We start from the raw sequence: 16,957 nt of genomic DNA on the forward strand, positions 1-16,957 counted from the left end.
GGACCCCTATCCCAAATCAGCAAATGGTGAAACGAACGGAACGGGCGACACGCGGCGGCGCCCGGCGGCACCGTCGCGATGCGAAGACGTCATTCGGGGCGCAAGGTTTGCGACGGCAGCTCGCCGAACAGGTCGCGATACTCGCGCGCGAAATAGCCGAGATGCGTGAAGCCCCAGCTTGCTGCGGCCTCGCCGACGCCGAGCTGATGCGCGGACGTCGTGCGCAGCAGGCGCCGCACCGCGTTCAGCCGGATCGTGCGCAGATAGCCGACGGGCGTGACGTCGGCGACGCGCTGGAAGCTCGTCTGCAGCGTGCGGCGGCTGCAGCGCAGCGCGCGGCACAGCTCGAGCACGGTGACGGGTTCCTCGGGCCGGTCGCGCAGGTGTTTCTCGCAACGGCTGACGATATCGCTGTAGGTGGCGTGCGTGATGTCGCGGCGCTCGACGCCGATGCCCTGCTCGAGCGCATCGAGGAACATGCCGAGCATCGTGTCGCGGAACATCTTGCGGGTGGCCGCGTATTCGAGGCAGCCGGGGTTGCGCTGCGCGTCATCGATCAGCGACGACAGCCGCGCGCCGAGCGCGACGCCTTGTGCGTCCGACAGCCGCGTGACGTGCCGCAGCTTGCGCGCGCCGGCCGCACCGAATTCGGCCTCGCAGAGCTCGTCGACCATGTCCGACGCCGCGCTGATCCCGACCAGTCCCATCCCTTCCGGCGTATGGAATTCGAAATCCTCGCCGGCGCGCAGCGCGAGCAGCGCATAGCCGTCGACCGGCTGGCTCTGGAACGTGCCGGCGAGCGGCACCGACAGCGGCACCGCGAGCGACGTGCGCCCGGCCGGTGCGAGGCCGGTTTGCGCGACACGCCGGTTGGTCGTCTCGCGGAAGAAATGGAAGTCGTCGTACAGCACCTGCGTGACGGTGCCCCTGAAGCGGCCCGGCGTCATCTGGCGGTAGACCTGATGCCAACCCGCGATCGCGAGCCCGTGGTCATGCACGTCTTCGTGTGAGCGTGACTGGAACAGCATCGGCATCTCCGGTAAAACCCTGATTCCACGCTGCGGCCGCACGGCACGCAGCGCCACAGCTTACCCCCGCAAAATTCCGCGTAGTGCAGTTTCGAATGCAAGACAGGCCGCCGACAGCGCGGCGGCCTGCTCGCTGGTCACGCGCACGTAGCGGCGAAACGACGGCATCCGGTTCACGACCTCGCTGCCGCCGAACGGCACGACGGCGAGCGTCCAGCGGCCGTCGCGCGCGGCGATCGTGCAGTCGGTCAGGTGCAGCGGGCGCAGCGCGTCGGCGAGCGACGGCTGCGCGGCGAGTGCGGCCACCGTCCGCGCGAATCCGGGGTCGCTTCCCGGCTCGGGCGCGGCCGCGATGCCGGCGCGCCGCAGCCAGCCGGTCTGCAGCACGCGTGCAAGGCCCTGCGCGGCCGGGCCGTCCGCGCTGATCGACACCTGCACGCTGACCGTATGCATCAGGAACTGGCGGTCGACGCGTTCTTCGACGCTCACGCGCACGCCGTTCGGAAGCCGGGCCAGGATTTCGGCCGCGCCGCCGTTCGCGTCGCGCACCGCACCGAGGTCGGCCAGCACGCGCGCGGCGATCGCGCCGGGCCGGTGGCCGGGCGGCGGTGCGTCGGGCGCCGCGCGCCAGCGGGCGAGCGCGGCCCTCACGAGGCGACGTGCTCGTTGCGCAGCACTTCCTCGACCGGCACCGGCCTGAACGGATGCCGGCGCTGCACGACGAGCGTCCAGAACAGCGCGTACAGCGCGGTGAGCCCGAGCATCGCGCCGAACGGCACGTAGATGTCGCGCGCATTCATGCCGGGCGGCGTGATGTACCAGATCGCGAGCACGATGCCGACGCTCGACACGATCTGCGGCAGCGGAAACAGCGGCGAACGGTACGGGCGCGGCAGGTCCGGGCGGCGGATGCGCAGCATCACGACCGACGCGGTGACGAGCAGGTACGCCGTGCCCCATGCGCAGGTCGCGGCGAGCACGAGGTGCAGGATGCTGTCGAGGTTGCCGTTGATCAGCCACGCATGGAAGATCGGCACGATCGCCGACGCGACGATGCCGACCACCGGCGTCTTGAAGCGCGGATGCAGATACGCGAAACAGCGCGGCAGCGCGCCGTCGATCGCCATCCCGTACAGGATGCGCGGCAGCCCGGCCATCAGCGTGTTGATCGTCGCGGCGCCCGCGCACAGGAACGCGATGCCGAACCAGATGCGGCCGAAGGGCCCGAGCACCTGCAGCGCGAACGCGGGAATCGCGCCCGGCGTGTCGAGCAGGTGCGTGAGGCCGTCCGGGCTCACCGGCACGTTCGCGACCTGGCGCCGGATCGCCGCGCCGTACAGGAACATGCAGATCGCGACGCCAACGAGGCCGAGCGCCATCGCGCGCGGAATCGTGCGGCCCGGCGCCTTCATTTCCGGCGCGAGCGGCGTAACGAACTCGCAGCCGACGAACATGAACATCGCCATCCCGACCAGCGACAGCACGGCCGGCACCGACGTGCCGACTTCCGAGCCGCCGAACCAGCCGTCGAGATGCACGGCCGGCGCGGCCGCGAGGCCGAGGATGCCGAAGATCATCAGCGACAGCCACATGCCGGCCGTCAGCACGATCTCGAGCTTGCTGAACACCTTGATGCCGATGATGTTGGTGATCGCGAACGTGACCACGAGGCCGACGCCGACGAGCCACGAGCTGTTGTGCTTCTCGAGCGCGGCGTTCAGCGATTCGAAGTTCACGAGCGCCATGATGCCGCTCAGGATCGTCTCCGCCGTGCCGGCGAACACGTGCACGAGGAAATACGCGGAAATCGTGCCGGTGATCGCCCAGAAGCGACCGAGCCCGCATGACAGGTAATCGTAAACCGAGCCGGCCGTCGGCAGCATCGCGGCGGCTTCGGAGAACGTCGTGGCCTGCGCCTGCATCATCACGAACGCGATGAGCATCGCGACCGCGAACGCCCAGCCGCCCATCCCGAAGCCCGAGGTCGCGGTGAGAATCACCGGGCTCGCCATGATGAGGCCGACGGCGCTCGCCAGCGCGGTCGGAAACCCGACCGCCCCGGCCTTCAGCACCGTGCCGCCGCCCGCTTCAGCCGACGCACCGGCGGGCGTGTCGCCCGCTGCGCCGGTCATTCCAGACCATCCCGACATCTTCGTCTCCTTCCCTTTTCGGGCCGGAACCGGCGCTGCGGCGCCCGCTCCGAGCCATGCTTCGCGGTCGGCCCGGGGCGGCGCTCAAGCGCCGGCACCCGGGCCCCTGTCGATCCAAACCTGATCCGATGTCGAAAAAATACGCAGGCAAAATAATCCGGTCATAGCGCAAATCGGCAAACCGGCGGTGGCGAACGGGTTATCCCGCCCTCCACCGCCGGTTCGGCGTCATGCGCTCATGCCGTCACGGCCTCATGCGAACGGCACGGCCTCGAAGCCTGCCGCGAGCGCGTCGACGATCCGGTCGAGCTGCTCGCGCTGGATCACGAGCGGCGGCGACAGGATGATCTTCGTGCCGACCGGCCGCACCAGCACGCCGTGCTCGCGCGCCACTTCCGCGACCGCGTTCGCATAGCCGGACAGCGGGTCGATCGGCTCGCGGGTCTGCTTGTTCGCGACGAGATCGAGCGCGAGCATCAGCCCCTTGCCGCGCACCTCGCCGACCGCCGCGAAGCGTTCCGGGAACGACTGCAGCGCTTCCAGCAGATACGCGCCCTGCTTCGCCGCGTTCGCCGGCAGGTCTTCCTTCACGACGATGTCGAGGCTCGCGATGGCGGCCGCGCAGGCGACCGGGTGCCCTGCGTACGTGTAGCCGTGCATGATCGCGCCGCCGAAGTCCGCGTTCGCGGCGAACGCGTCCTCGATCCGCGCGTTCACGGCCGTCGCGCCGAGCGGCACGTAGCCGGACGAGATCCCTTTCGCGAGGCACATGATGTCCGGGCGCACGCCCCAGCCGCGGCTGCCGAACAGGCTGCCGCTGCGGCCGAAGCCGGTCACGACTTCGTCGGCGATCAGCAGCACGCCGTAGCGGTCGCACACCTCGCGCACGAGCGGCCAGTAGTTGGCCGGCGGCACGATCACGCCGCCCGCGCCCTGCACCGGCTCGGCAATGAACGCGGCGACCGTGTCGGGGCTCTGGAACTGGATCTCGCGCTCCAGCATTTCCGCGCAGATCCGCCCGAGTTCCTCCGGGTCCTGCGTGAACGGGTTGCGGTACAGCCACGGCGTCTCGACGTGGAAACAGCCGGGCAGGTTCGGCTCGTAATTGCGGCGGAACACCGTGTTGCCGTTCACCGACGCGCCGCCGAAGTGCGTGCCGTGATAGCCCTGCTTCAGCGAGATGAACTTGGTGCGGTCGGCCTGGCCGCGCACCTTCCAGTACTGGCGCGCGATCTTCAGCGCGGTCTCGATCGAGTCCGAGCCGCCCGAGCTGTACAGCACGCGGCGCATCCCTTCCGGCTCCATCATGTCGATCAGCTTCTTCGACAACTCTTCCGCGCGCGGATGCGAGATGCCGTCGAACAGCTGGAAGTATTCGAGTTCGTCGAGCTGGCGCACGATCGCATCCTTCACTTCCTGGCGGTTGTGCCCGACGTTCACGTTCCACAGGCCCGCGACGCCGTCGACCAGCTGCTTGCCGGTTTCGTCGAACACGTAGCAGCCGTCGCCGCGCACGATGCGGATCGGCTTGCGCTGTTTCATTTCGTTCGGGTGCAGCATCGGGTGCCAGAATTTCGCTTCGTTGTAGCTCATTGCAATCTCCACTTTCGGATCGTTTGAACCTCGACCGTCCGGGGTCGGGGTTCGAGGTTTTCGGGTTGTTCGCGGGGTTCGTGGTGTTCGGAGCAGGCGCCGCGCGTCAGTGCGCGATGCAGACGGATTTGGTTTCGGTGAAGCCTTCGATCGCGTACTGGCCGAACTCGCGGCCGATGCCCGATTGCTTGTAGCCGCCGAACGGCATCGACGGGTCGAGCGGAATGTGACAGTTCACCCACACGGTGCCGGCCTCGATCTGCGGCACGAGGTTCATCACGCGCTTCAGGTCGTTGCTCCAGATGCTCGCGGCGAGGCCGTACGGCGACGCGTTCGCGAGACGCACCGCGTCGGCCGCATCGTCGAACGGCACGACGACGATCACCGGGCCGAACACTTCGTCGCGCACGATCGCGCTGTCCGGATGCGGATCGGCGATCACGGCCGGCTTCACGTAGTAGCCGGGCAGGTCGTCGGCGGGCGTGCCACCCGCGAGGAACGTGAGGCCCGCGCGGCGCGCGCCTTCGATGTGCTGGACGACCTTGTCGCGATGGAGCGCGGACACCAGCGGGTTGATCTGCGCGGTGGTATCGAGCCCCGCGCCGAGCTTCATCGACTGCGCGACGCCCGCGAGGCCGTCCGCGAGCTGCGCGAATTTGCTGCGATGGACGTAAATGCGCGACGCGGCCGCGCACACCTGCCCCTGGTTGAAGAACGCGCCGGCGGCGACGCCGTCGAGCGCCTGCGCGACGTCGACGTCGTCGAGCATCACGATCGGGTTCTTGCCGCCGAGTTCGAGCGAGAAGCGCGTCATGTTCTGCACGGCAGCCGCGCCGACCAGCTTGCCGGTCGCAGTCGAACCCGTGAACGAGATCTTCGCGATCGACGGATGGCTCGACAGCGCGGCGCCGCACGTGCGGCCGCCGGTGACGACGTTGAACACGCCGGGCGGCACGCCGGCGTCGAGGGCGAGTTCGGCGAGGCGCAGCGCGGTGAGCGGCGTTTCCGGCGACGGCTTCAGCACGATCGTGCAGCCGGCCGCGAGCGCCGGTATCAGCTTCCACACCGCGATCATCAGCGGGAAATTCCACGGCACGATCGCCGCGACCACGCCGACCGGCTCCTTGCGCGTATAGGCCGTATAGCGGGCGCCGGGCGGGAACGGGATCGACACGTCGAGCGTCTGGCCGGTGATCTTGGTCGCCCAGCCGGCCATGTAGCGCACGTATTCGACGCTCGCGCCGACCTCGATCGCGCGCGACACATGGATCGACTTGCCCTGGTTCAGCGTTTCGAGCTGCGCGAGCGTTTCGGCGTCGGCCTCGATCAGGTCGGCGAGCTTCAGCAGGATGCGCTCGCGGTCCGCCGGGCGCAGCCCGCTCCACACGCGGGTGTCGAATGCCCGCTTCGCACTCGCGACCGCGCGGTCGACGTCGTGCGCGTCGGCATCCGCGACCGTCGCGAGCCGCTCGCCCGTCGCCGGGTCGTACACGTCGAGCCGCGTGGGCGAGTGCGCGCGCTGCATGGCGCCGTCGATGAAAAGGCCGAAGTCGCGTGCGACGAAGGTGCGCACGGTGTCGCTGACCGCGACGAAGTTCGTGGTGCTCATGGGCGTCTCGATGATTGTCATGACTGGGCCGCGTGCGCTTCGGCATGCGGGTGTCGAACCACTGTATCGACGGGGGATCGCGCCCGGTGAGCGCAAATTGGCAAGCGCGTGCGGGACCGGAACGCGGGTGACTCGGGAACGTGGAATGGCGGGGTGCGAGCGTCGCGTTATCGTCGGATCGATGGCGCGGTGTGGCGTGGTGCGATGCGGTGCGATCGGTGCGACGTGGACGTGGACGTGGACGTGGATGCGGACGCGGGTGCGGGTGCCGGTGCGGATGCGGATGCGGATGCGGATGCGGATGCGGATGCGGATGCGGATGCGGATGCGGATGCGGATGCGGATGCGGAAAAGCTACAGGAACAACGCGCCGACCAGCTCGGTGCGGTTCGACACGCCGAGCTTCCGGTACATGCGCATCAGATGTGTCTTGATGGTCGGCTGGCCGAGCGCGAGATCGCGTGCGATTTCCTTGTTCGAGCGGCCGTCGCGTACGAGTCGTGCGATCTGCTCCTCGCGGTAGGTCAACCGCTCCTCGCAGCCGATCCGGTGAATCCCGCGCCGCGCGCGCAGCAGCGGGGCCAGCGCGGCTTCGGCGACCGGCTGCAGCCGTGCCAGCGCGTCGATCTCGCCTGATGCGAACCGGCCCGCCGTGCGGTTGCCGTCCGCGTCGCCCGTCCCGAAGCGCAGCAGCGAAAACGCGCCGACCGTGCGGCCCGCGTCGTCGCGCAGCCAGATCTCGACGACGTCGGCCACCTCGTGCCGTCGCAGGAAACGGGTCCAGTACGCGGACGCATCGCGTCTTTCGTCAGGCAATTGGGACGCGAGCGTCACGACCGCACGTTCACCTGCCGCGCAGCGCGACGGGTGCAGCGGGTCGAGCATCCGGTAGCGCGCGATGTAGGTGCGATGCATCGCCTCCGGCATCCCGAACAGCTCGAAATCGGCCGGCTCGCCGCTGAGGTCGAGCCGGTAGAACACGGTCGCGGACGGGCTCGCAAATGCGTCCAACGCATCGACGCACGCGCGCAGCGCGCGCTGCCAGTCGGCGGCTTCGTGGTCGGCGGAAGCGGATGAGGTCGGCATGATGGGAGCGGCCGGCGGCCGAACGCGTCGAAGGTCGGGCCAGCCTACCCGCGCCGAAATGGGCCGGTGAGCACAAATCGGCAATTCGTCCGCAGGGGGCGGATGACGAAGCTGCCGGCCATGTCGCGACAACGGAGCCTGCGACGGGAAGTCTTGCGCCACGAGCCGTTCGGACGATGATGGCTGTCGAGGGTGACGCGAGTCATCGCACGCGCCGGCGGCGACCCGACGACAGAATCCGCGTCGCGTAGGCATGCGCCGCAAGCCGTGCAGTCGAGAATGGACGTCGAGGGTGGCGCGAGACATCGCGCGCGCCGATCGGGCACGATCGGAATGATCAGCGAAACCTGCGGAGCGGCCGCACGCGCAGCCGCGAAACGGCGGCGCGGCAGCGTGTGCGCCGCATCCTGTCAGTCAGGGTCCGCGTCAGTGCGCGTTCGCGGCGAACGTGTCGCAGGCGCTTACTTCACCCGACTCCATCCCGCGCCGCAGCCAGTACACGCGCTGCTCGCTGGTGCCGTGCGTGAAGCTCTCCGGTACGACATAGCCCTGGCCTTGCTGCTGCAAACGATCATCGCCGATCGCAGCAGCCGCCTTCAGCCCCTGTTCGAAATCGCCGGGCTCCATCAGCCGCTGGTTCGCGCGCTGCGCGTTGTTCGCCCACACGCCGGCGAAGCAGTCGGCCTGCAGTTCCATCCGCACCGACAGCGCGTTCGAGCGCGCTTCGCTCGAACGGCGGCGCGCGGCATCGACCTTGTCGGAAATGCCGAGCAGGTTCTGCACGTGATGGCCGACTTCATGCGCGATCACGTAGGCCTGCGCGAAATCGCCGCCCGCGCCGAAGCGCTTGCGCAGTTCGTCGTAGAAGCCGAGATCGATGTACACGTTGCGATCGCCCGGACAGTAGAACGGCCCCATCGCGGTCTGGCCGGTGCCGCACGCGGTCGGCGTCGAGTTCGTGAACATCACGAGCTTCGGCGCCTCGTACTGCGCATGCAACTGGGTGTTGAAGACGCCCGTCCACGTGCGCTCGATATTGCCGAGCACCTTGCGCGTAAATACCGCGCCGGGATCGTTCGCCGGCGCGCCCTGGTGCTGCGTGGGCGCGGGCTGCGCCTGCTGCTGGCGGCCCTGCAGCGCCGATGCGCCTTCGAGCACGACGCGCGGGTCGATCCCGAAGAAATACGATGCGGCCAGCGCGACCACGATCGTGCCGATGCCGATCGTCGCACGCCCGCCGCCGAACCCGCCGCCACCGCGTCGATCCTCGACGTTCACGCTTTCTCTTTCGTCGTCCAGCCTCATTGCCGGCCCCTCCCTTCCTTGTCGTTGTGCTGACCGGACAGCCCCCGGCAGACGATTGATTCCCGTTGCGACGTGCAGCGTCCGGCGCGCCATCGCACGGCGGCACCGCCCGGTCAGTGGCGCGGCACCATGCAGTACCGCGCCGCCCCGCCGTTACACGACGCACGCGGCACCCGGACGACAGGCTGGCGCACGCGCCATTTTGCCGACCTTGGCGTCTTATCGCAAAATAAGGAGCATAGAGCGACCGGACCGGCGACATCGTCATTCTTTGCAAAATGACGGCGCGTGCGGCCCGGGAGGACGAGATGACCGGCGGAAGAACCAGGCTTGCCCGTCTGCCGCCGGGCCAGGCCTGCCGCGACTTACTTCGCGTGACCTCGACGAACGTCGCTCACTGCTTCGAGCAAGCGGTACTTGCGGATCTTTTCATAGAGCGTGCTCTTCGCGATGCCGAGTTGACTCGCTGCCTTCGTCAGATTGCCGGCATGACGCGCAAGCGCGCGACGGATCGATTCCGCCTCGGCCATCTTCAACGAGTCGCCCGCATCCGGCGCGAGCGCGTCGACGGCCCGCGCGGCGCATGCATCGATCGGCGCCCCCGCGCCGATCTCGGCAGGCAGCTTGTCGGCCTTTATCACCGGGCTGTCCGACAACAGCAGCGCCCCCTCGATCGCGTTCCGCAGCTCGCGCACATTGCCGGGCCACGGATAGCGCAACAGGCGTGCATACGCATCGTCGTCGAACGACCTCGGGGAGAGGCCATACGACTCGCACAGATGCCCGAGCCAATGCGCAATCAGCGCCGGCAGGTCCTCGCCGCGCTCGCGCAAGTTCGGAATCGACACGGTCGTGACCGCGATCCGGTAGTACAGATCCATCCGGAACCGGCCTTTCGCGACTGCGTCCTTCAGATCCCGGTGCGTCGCCGCGACCAGCCGGAAATTCACCCTGCGCGGCGTGTTCTCGCCCAGGCGATAGATTTCGCTCTCCTCCAGCACGCGCAGCAGGTGCGGCTGGATATCGAGCGGCATTTCCCCGATCTCGTCGAGAAACAGCGTGCCGCCATCGGCCGCTTCGATCTTGCCCGCCGCACCGGACTTGCGTGCGCCGGTAAATGCGCCTTCCGCGTAGCCGAACAACTCGCTGGCCAGGAGGTCTCTCGACAACCCGCCGCAGTTGAGCGCAACGAACGGACCGTCGGCGCGATCGCTCGCCTGGTGGATACCCTGCGCGAACAGTTCCTTGCCGACGCCGGTTTCGCCAAGCAGCAGCACCGGCACCCTGGACGGCGCGAGCTGGCGCGCACGATTCACGGCCGCCCGCAATGCGGCGCTGTCGCCGACGATACGCTCGAACCCTCGCGGCTCACCGCCGTGCCGTTCCCGTCCGCGCGCGATCGGAACGGCGCCGCGGGGATTCGTGATGCCCGGCGTCACGATCATGTAGCCGAGCACGTCCGCACCGTCACGCACGGCTTCGATGTGGCTGCGCGACAGCCATGCCGGCGCACTCGCCGACAGGCGGCCGTCGCCCGCGTAGTGCTCGAGTTCGGGCAGCGCGAACGCCGCGTCGCACCGGATATCGAATCCGAGCCGGCGCAACACCGGAACGACCTGCGCGTTGGCCTTGACGAGTCGGCCGCGTTCGTCGACGACGATCACCGCATCGGAGGAAGACGCACCGAAGCGTGACGCGCAGCGGTCGAGCAGGCTCAGACGGCGCGCCATGCCCTCCTTCGCGAGCCGGCTTTCGATGCGGCCCGCAAGCGATACCGCGAGCGCAAGGCTGTATGGGTTGTAGGTCTGCGCGAGCCCCGAAATGTCGATCACGCCCAACACGTGCCCGTCGCGCGGATCCTGGATGACGGTCGCCGAGCAGGTCCAGCGCTTGATGCCCGCGCAGAAGTGCTCCGCGCCATGGATCTGGACCGGCTGCCTGAGCGCGAGCGCGGTGCCGATCGCATTGGTGCCGCAATTCAGCTCGGTCCACTCGCAGCCCGGAATGAGGCCGACCTCGCGCGCAGGCTCGACGATCCGCATGTCGCCCTCCTGCTGGAGGATCATCCCGCTCGGATCGGCCAGCAGCATTACCGTACCCGTCTGCGAAAGAAAATCCCGGGTGTGCTGCATCAGCGGCAGACTGGCATCGACGAGGCGACGGTTCGACGTGCGCCACTGCACGAGCCCGTCTTCATCGAGCGGCGGCGGCGCGCGGTCGACGCCGGGATCGACGCGACTGACGAGACAGCGCTGCCACGAATCGTCGACCACGCCGCGTACGTCGGGCGAACGCCACTCGCTGCCTGTCACCAGATGCTCCCATGCGGCCATGATGCTCGCGTCATGGCGTGGACTGGGAAACCAGTCCATCGGCGTGCCTCTCTGTTGCATGTCTGTCTCCTGGCGGTGTCGTGACGGCACCAACCGCACGGCCGTCTCAGCGGCCATTTTGTCGACTTTGTGGGGCGCCCGACCGCAGCCGGCGGCGAGCGTAGCGACTATCGTACTCCGTCCCGGCGCCTCGACGTCCGTCCGGACACCAATCACTGCAAGCAATGCGCGCGCCAGCAAGCGGTCGCCCGCGCGTCGTCGCGCGGCGCGGCACGCCGTCGAGAACCGGTGGCCGAAAAGAAACCGGCCGTTCGAAAATCGAACGGCCGGAAATCGAACGCTTTCCGCGCATGAAGCCGAGGCGAGGCCGGCGAACGCCGAGCCCGCGGACAGCGTCAAACGTCAGATCATTGCACGCGCTCCGGAACCGGCAGCTTCACCCATTCCGCGTAGAACGCATCGATGTCGGGTTCGAAGTCGTGAATGACCGGGTACCACGGCGTAGGCGCCTCGACGTCGTGCATCGCGCCGCAGGTCGGGCAGTAGTATTCGCGATAGACCTGCCATTGCGTATCGGGCGCCATCAAGCGTGGGTAGACCTCGTCCATCGCCTCTTCGGATTCGCGCACGAAGATGTTCGCGTGCAGTTTCCAGTTGTCGCGGTAATCGCAGAACACATGGCCGCAGTCGCATTGCGTGACCCAGTGCTTCGTCGCCCATTGCTGCACGATGTACAGGTGCGGGCCGAGCGGCAACACGATGCGGTCCTTCCAGCCGAGCTTCTGCTGCAGCGCATCGACGTACATCCGGAAGCGCTCGCCGTCCTTCGGCATCGACAGCATGCGCAACGTGGTGTCCCAGTCGAGCTTGCCGTCGACCATGTTCCTGATCTGTTCCTTGGTGTAGGTAGACATCTCCAGTCCTCCATGTGGGTGATAGTGCGCAGGGTCCGGCTCACTCCTCGACCAGCACCACCGTATTGACGTCGGGCATCTTCGACAGGTCCATGCGGAATTTCGAGCCGTAGGTCGGCACGTCGAGCTCGTCCTCGGTGAGCGTCCACGTGTCCGGCAACTCCCAGAACGCGCGGAACTGCTGCTCGAATTTCGTCGACAGACCGAAGCTCGTCGCGAACATGTGCCGCACCTGCGTCGATGCATGCTTGAGCAGGATCCGCTCGCGCTCGCCCTTCATCCATTCGCGGGTCGGTTGCGAGCGCGCGAGCCGCGCGTTGCGGATCTCGATGCGCCGCAGCGCGGTCGCTTGCGGATCGACCGTCCAGATGCCGTTGGCATCCCGCGTCGCGACCGCCCCATAGACCTTCTGCGCGTATTCGGGCAGCAGCACCGCGTTGTTGAGATCGCGTTCGATCGCGTCGATCTCGCGGTCGAGCGGATCGCCGAAGCCGGGGCCGCCGCGCAGATAGTTCAGGTAGAGATCGTAGTTGCTGTAGCAGTCCTCCGTGGTCATGCATTGCTGGTCGCGCTTGACGATCGCGCCGGCGTTCAGGTGGTTTTCGTAATCCGGCAGGTCCGGATTCGTATCGCCGCCGAGCGGCAGGCTCTCGCCGAGCGCGATGCGCTCCTCGATGCCCGTGCGATGCGCTTCGAAGCGGTAGCCGGTGGCGGGCGGGTAGCCGCCCATCAGGCCCCAGTCGCTGTTCATGTAGCCGTTGCCCATGAAGAACATCGTCCAGTCCTGCGCCTTCCAGACCATGCGCAGCGTCTCGAATCCGCAACCGCCGCGGTACTTGCCGTAGCCGCCCGAATTCGACTTCACGTTGCGGCCGAGGTACAGCAGCGGCTCGGCCATCTCCCAGATCTCGATGTCGCCCATGTCGCCTTCGGGGTTCCAGATCGCGGCCGCGTGATTCAGACCGTCCTTGATCGCGCACGCGCCGGTGCCGCACGACGACGCCTCGAAGCTGTTCACCGCATGGATGTCGCCGTCCTGGTTGATCCCGCCGCCCTGCAGCCAGTTCGACGTGTTGGCGTTCCCCGCGTTGACTTCCTCGAGATAGCCGCGGCTGAAGTACGCCTGCGACAGGGCGCGCCACATCGCGCTCCAGCCCGACACCAGGAAGTGCCACGCGTAAGCGTGTCCGGTGCGGCGGTCGTCCGGGTTCATCCACGCGCCCTTGGGCAGGTGGAATTCGGTGCCGAAATACGCGCCGTCGTTGATGCGCTGCGTCGGCACCAGCGTCTGCGTCATCATCACCCAGATGCCGCTCGTGAACGCGACCTGGTGCGCGTTGTACGAGTGCCAGCCCCAGCGGCTCGCGCCTTCGAAATCGAGACGCCACGAGCCGTCCTTGCGGATCTCCATCTCGACCGGCGAATGCATGATCGAGTCGAGCTTCGCAAACGCCGACGACGTCTGCACGTCCGGATGGTCGTACGGCACGTCGACGAACGCGACCTTGCGATACTTGCCCGGCAGCGTCATCGCCTTGAGGCGCGTCTGCAACCCGCGCCGTCCTTCCTCGATCACCTCGAAGCCGAATTTCTCGTAGGCGTCGAGGCCCTCCTCGTCGATCACTTCCTCGATCAGATCACGGATCATGTGGCAGCCGGCGATGCGCGTGCGCTCGTCGAGAATCCAGTACTTCGGCGTGCGAACCGAGCGCTGGCTCTCGTGCAGCCAGTCGCGCAGCGGCGTGTCGTTCACCCCTGTCTTACGGCACGTAATCATGTAGCCGTCGCCGAAACGCTGCACCTGGCCCGTCGACATCGATCCCGGCGTCACCGCGCCGGTATCGATCACGTGCGTGACGCCGCCAACCCACCCGACCAGCTTGCCGTGCGCGAAAATCGGCACGATCGTTGCGATGTCGCACGGGTGGACGTTGCCGATCGAGCAGTCGTTGTTGGTGAACATGTCGCCGGGCTGAATGCCCGGATTGGCTTCCCAGTTGTTTTCGATCATGTACTTGATCGCCGCGCCCATCGTGCCGACGTGGATGATGATTCCGGTCGACGTGAGCACGCAATCGCCCGCCGCGTTGTAGAGCGTGAAGCACAGCTCCCCTTCCTGCTCGACGATCGGGCTCGCGGCAATCTTCTTGGCCGTTTCGCGCGCATGCACGAGGCCGCCGCGCAGCTTCGAGAAGATCTTCTCGTAGCGGATCGGATCGCGCTCGCGCAGCTCGAGCCGTTCGAGCCCGTTGTAATGGCCGGTTTGCGCGGTGCGCTCGAGAATGCCGTCGCGAAACTGCTTGAGCGTCTGGCCGTTCTTCAGCAGATCGGCGAAGCCGACTTCCTGGCTGGACATCATGTTCATCGCATGTCTCCTTACTTGACTTCGCTGAGATGGAAGAGGCGGTGCTTGTCGAGCGTGGTGGCGAAGCCCTTCGGGACGACGAACGTCGTCGCGTCGGATTCGATGATCGCGGGCCCCGCGATCTCGTTGCCCGGCTTGAGCGACTCCATTCGCCAGATCACCGCGTCATGCCACTGCTTGTGCCGATACAGACGCCGCGTGCCGATACGCGCGTCCGCCGGCGGCGTGGGGCCGGCAATGGCGTCTTCCGGCAATACCGGCTTCTGCGTGACGACCATGCCGCGCATGATCGCGCCCGTGACCGAGAAACCCAGCTCCGGCGAGCGCGCGGAACTCGCGTACACGCGGCCGTAGGTCTCTTCGAAGGCCGTCACGATCTTGTCCCAGTCGTCCGCACCGGACGCGCCCGCGATCGGCGATTCGATTTCGAGGTCGTTGAGCTGGCCCATGTACTGCATCCGGAAGCCCGGCCGCAATATCACGTCCCGCTCGCCGAAACCGTTGATGCGAAACTCGTCGATCACCTTGGCGGTCAGTTCGGCCCAGGCTTTCTGGATCGTCTGCGCGGCCTGCGCCTTCTCGGCGTCGGACGCGAGCTGCGGCAGCGCGAGATCGACGCTCTTGTCGTAGCGATACTCGAAATCCGCGCACGCGCAGCCGAATGCCGAGAAGCCCGCCGCCCACGCCGGCACGACGACATCCTTGAAGCCGAGGCCCTCGGTGTAGCCATAGGTATGAACCGGCCCCGCGCCGCCATACGAGAAGCACACGAATTCGGTCGGGTTGTACCCTTTCGCGCTGACGTTCGAGCGCAGGTATTCGCGCAGTTGCAGGTCGAGCAGCTCGATCACGCCGGCCGCCGCATCCTCCACGGAGAGTCCGAGCGGCTCGGCGATCTGCACGCGAATGTGCTCGCGGGCGCGATTCACGTCGAGCTTGATCTGGCCGCCGAGGAAGTTGTCCGGGTTCAGGTAGCCGAGCACGACATGGCAATCGGAGACGGACACCGTCGTCAGGCCGCTGTCGGGCCAGCACGTGCCGACGCGATAGCCGGCACTGTCCGGCCCGAGCTTGATGGCCCCGCTGTACGGATCGAGCCGCACGAAGCTGCCGGCGCCCGCGCCGACCGAATCCATCGTGACGAGCGGCAGCGACAGCACCAGGCGCGCCATGTCCGGGTCGGACGCGATCGCGAATTTGCCCTTCGTGATGAGCGCCATGTCGAACGACGTGCCGCCGATGTCCGAGCATGCGATGTTGTCGTAGCCGAGCGCCTCGCCGAGGAGCTTCGAGCCGATCACGCCGCCGATCGGCCCCGACACGATGGTGCGCGCCAGTTCCTTCGCTTTCCAGCTGATCGTCCCGCCGTGCGTCGCCATCACGCGCAGGTCGAATTTCGCGCCGTGCTTGCGGAAGCGGTCGCTGACTTTCCTGAGCGTCTGCCGCGACGGCTCGGCCGCATACGCTTCGAGCACCGTCGTGTTCATCCGGTGGCTTTCCTTGCGCTGCGGGTAGTAGTCGACCGATGCGAACACCGGGAGATCGACGCCGCGCGCAGCCAGCTCGTCGCGCACGATGTCCCGCGCCTGGCGCTCGCTCGCGGCGTTCTTGTGCGACTGAAGAAAACAGATGACGATCGCTTTCGCACCGGCGGCGACGAGCTCCCGCGTAGCCTGCCGCACTTCGTTTTCCCGCAGCGGAATCACGATCTCGCCCTGGACGTCCGTACGCTCGGTGACGCCGCGGGTTCGCGACAACGGCACGAGCGGCTCGTCGTAGCGGTGCGTATTCAGGTGGATGCGCTCTTCGAGCGCGTACCCGAGGTAGCTCTGGATCGCCCGCCCCATCAGGTGCACGTGCTCGAAGCCCTTGTTGACGAGCAACCCGACGTCGAGCCCCTTGCGCTGCACGACGCGGTTGAGCATCGCAGTGCCGGAATACACGCAGGTGACCAGTTCCGGATAGACGTCGTCGACGTCGCGTTGCCAATGCGCGAGCGCGTCCTGCGACGAGTTGAAGATCGCGAGTGATTCATCCTCCGGATTGCTTTGCGCCTTGCCGACGACAAACCGTCCGTCCTCGCGCACGAAGAAGGTGTCGGTCATCGTGCCGCCCGCGTCGATGCCCAAGACCTGGACTTGCGAAAGTCCTTCCATGGTGATGTCTCCAATGATTGAAGTCGTGATGAGCCGCGCTCCGGTTCGAACGGGGTCATCGTTCGATCCCGGGCGTCGGCTCATCTGCAAGGAGGCAACAACCGTGCCATTCGGTGGATCCGGCCGGTCGGCGCGCCCCGGTCAAGCCAGGCGGGGCGCCCATCGGATGAAGCGGGTTGCTTCGGGTAGGCGGCTAACCTCGGGACGTCCGGATTCCGGACTGGTCAGGCGTCCGAATATCAGTCGGCTCCCCCGGCGGGCGGGTGCACGCTCGCCCCGGATCCGGAACGGCAGAAACGCGGGCGCCTCGCCGTGCGGCGTTACGTCATCGCCGGCCATCGCTACTCATTCACGTTCATCCTTTCGGCTGATACCGGCGTTCATCCGTGCCGCCTAAAGTGACCGGAACGCCCTTCCG

At 67.2% G+C, this 16,957-nt stretch carries 11 protein-coding genes; all 11 read right to left on the reverse strand.

Annotation, left to right across the window (positions count from 1 at the left end):
• Positions 1–89: 89 nt before the first annotated feature.
• The 11 genes from DIE12_RS11675 to DIE12_RS11725 all read right to left on the reverse strand — a co-directional run bounded on the left by DIE12_RS11675 (position 90) and on the right by DIE12_RS11725 (position 16,539).
• Positions 90–1,028: a helix-turn-helix domain-containing protein gene (locus DIE12_RS11675; RefSeq protein WP_044846726.1), complete on the reverse strand. Its 939-nt coding sequence runs from the start codon at positions 1,026–1,028 to the stop codon at positions 90–92.
• 60 nt (positions 1,029–1,088) lie between these two features.
• Entirely contained in the window at positions 1,089–1,679 is a 591-nt protein-coding gene (locus DIE12_RS11680) for a DUF3156 family protein (protein WP_124523711.1), read from the reverse strand.
• A complete protein-coding gene (locus DIE12_RS11685; protein ID WP_124523709.1) occupies positions 1,676–3,178 on the reverse strand; it encodes an APC family permease in 1,503 nt (500 codons plus the stop codon). The genes DIE12_RS11680 and DIE12_RS11685 overlap by 4 nt, the downstream gene beginning before the upstream one ends.
• 252 nt (positions 3,179–3,430) lie before the next feature.
• Positions 3,431–4,771, reverse strand: a complete 1,341-nt coding sequence (locus DIE12_RS11690) for an aspartate aminotransferase family protein (RefSeq protein WP_044846672.1) — start codon at positions 4,769–4,771, stop codon at positions 3,431–3,433.
• Positions 4,772–4,877: 106 nt separating this feature from the next.
• Positions 4,878–6,380 (reverse strand): aldehyde dehydrogenase family protein, encoded by a 1,503-nt coding sequence (locus DIE12_RS11695; RefSeq protein WP_124523707.1) that lies wholly within the window; start codon positions 6,378–6,380, stop codon positions 4,878–4,880.
• A 354-nt stretch (positions 6,381–6,734) separates the two neighbouring features.
• Positions 6,735–7,466 (reverse strand): LuxR C-terminal-related transcriptional regulator, encoded by a 732-nt coding sequence (locus tag DIE12_RS11700; RefSeq protein WP_124523705.1) that lies wholly within the window; start codon positions 7,464–7,466, stop codon positions 6,735–6,737.
• A gap of 426 nt (positions 7,467–7,892) precedes the next feature.
• A complete protein-coding gene (locus DIE12_RS11705; protein WP_124489049.1) occupies positions 7,893–8,771 on the reverse strand; it encodes a neutral zinc metallopeptidase in 879 nt (292 codons plus the stop codon).
• A gap of 365 nt (positions 8,772–9,136) precedes the next feature.
• On the reverse strand, positions 9,137–11,164 hold the full coding sequence (locus DIE12_RS11710; protein WP_260426321.1) for a sigma-54-dependent Fis family transcriptional regulator: 2,028 nt from the start codon (positions 11,162–11,164) through the stop codon (positions 9,137–9,139).
• Positions 11,165–11,511: 347 nt separating this feature from the next.
• The gene (locus tag DIE12_RS11715) at positions 11,512–12,018 is read right to left on the reverse strand and encodes an acetone carboxylase subunit gamma (protein WP_034180969.1); all 507 of its coding nucleotides are present in this window, start codon (positions 12,016–12,018) and stop codon (positions 11,512–11,514) included.
• A gap of 40 nt (positions 12,019–12,058) precedes the next feature.
• Positions 12,059–14,383, reverse strand: a complete 2,325-nt coding sequence (locus DIE12_RS11720) for a hydantoinase B/oxoprolinase family protein (protein ID WP_124489050.1) — start codon at positions 14,381–14,383, stop codon at positions 12,059–12,061.
• Between the two features lie 11 nt (positions 14,384–14,394).
• Positions 14,395–16,539, reverse strand: coding sequence for a hydantoinase/oxoprolinase family protein (locus DIE12_RS11725; protein WP_185500298.1), 2,145 nt, complete (start codon positions 16,537–16,539; stop codon positions 14,395–14,397).
• Positions 16,540–16,957 lie beyond the last annotated feature (418 nt).

This window comes from Burkholderia sp. Bp9015 (genome assembly GCF_003853505.1).
Taxonomy (GTDB): domain Bacteria; phylum Pseudomonadota; class Gammaproteobacteria; order Burkholderiales; family Burkholderiaceae; genus Burkholderia.

Bases quoted from the DNA above. Each gene is read 5' to 3' on its own strand.
- DIE12_RS11675 (WP_044846726.1), bottom strand. From the start codon at position 1,028: ATGCTGTTCCAGTCACGCTCACACGAAGACGTGCATGACCACGGGCTC.
- DIE12_RS11685 (WP_124523709.1), bottom strand. From the start codon at position 3,178: ATGTCGGGATGGTCTGGAATGACCGGCGCAGCGGGCGACACGCCCGCC.
- DIE12_RS11690 (WP_044846672.1), bottom strand. From the start codon at position 4,771: ATGAGCTACAACGAAGCGAAATTCTGGCACCCGATGCTGCACCCGAAC.
- DIE12_RS11695 (WP_124523707.1), bottom strand. From the start codon at position 6,380: ATGAGCACCACGAACTTCGTCGCGGTCAGCGACACCGTGCGCACCTTC.
- DIE12_RS11700 (WP_124523705.1), bottom strand. From the start codon at position 7,466: ATGCCGACCTCATCCGCTTCCGCCGACCACGAAGCCGCCGACTGGCAG.
- DIE12_RS11705 (WP_124489049.1), bottom strand. From the start codon at position 8,771: ATGAGGCTGGACGACGAAAGAGAAAGCGTGAACGTCGAGGATCGACGC.
- DIE12_RS11710 (WP_260426321.1), bottom strand. From the start codon at position 11,164: ATGCAACAGAGAGGCACGCCGATGGACTGGTTTCCCAGTCCACGCCAT.
- DIE12_RS11715 (WP_034180969.1), bottom strand. From the start codon at position 12,018: ATGTCTACCTACACCAAGGAACAGATCAGGAACATGGTCGACGGCAAG.
- DIE12_RS11720 (WP_124489050.1), bottom strand. From the start codon at position 14,383: ATGAACATGATGTCCAGCCAGGAAGTCGGCTTCGCCGATCTGCTGAAG.
- DIE12_RS11725 (WP_185500298.1), bottom strand. From the start codon at position 16,539: ATGGAAGGACTTTCGCAAGTCCAGGTCTTGGGCATCGACGCGGGCGGC.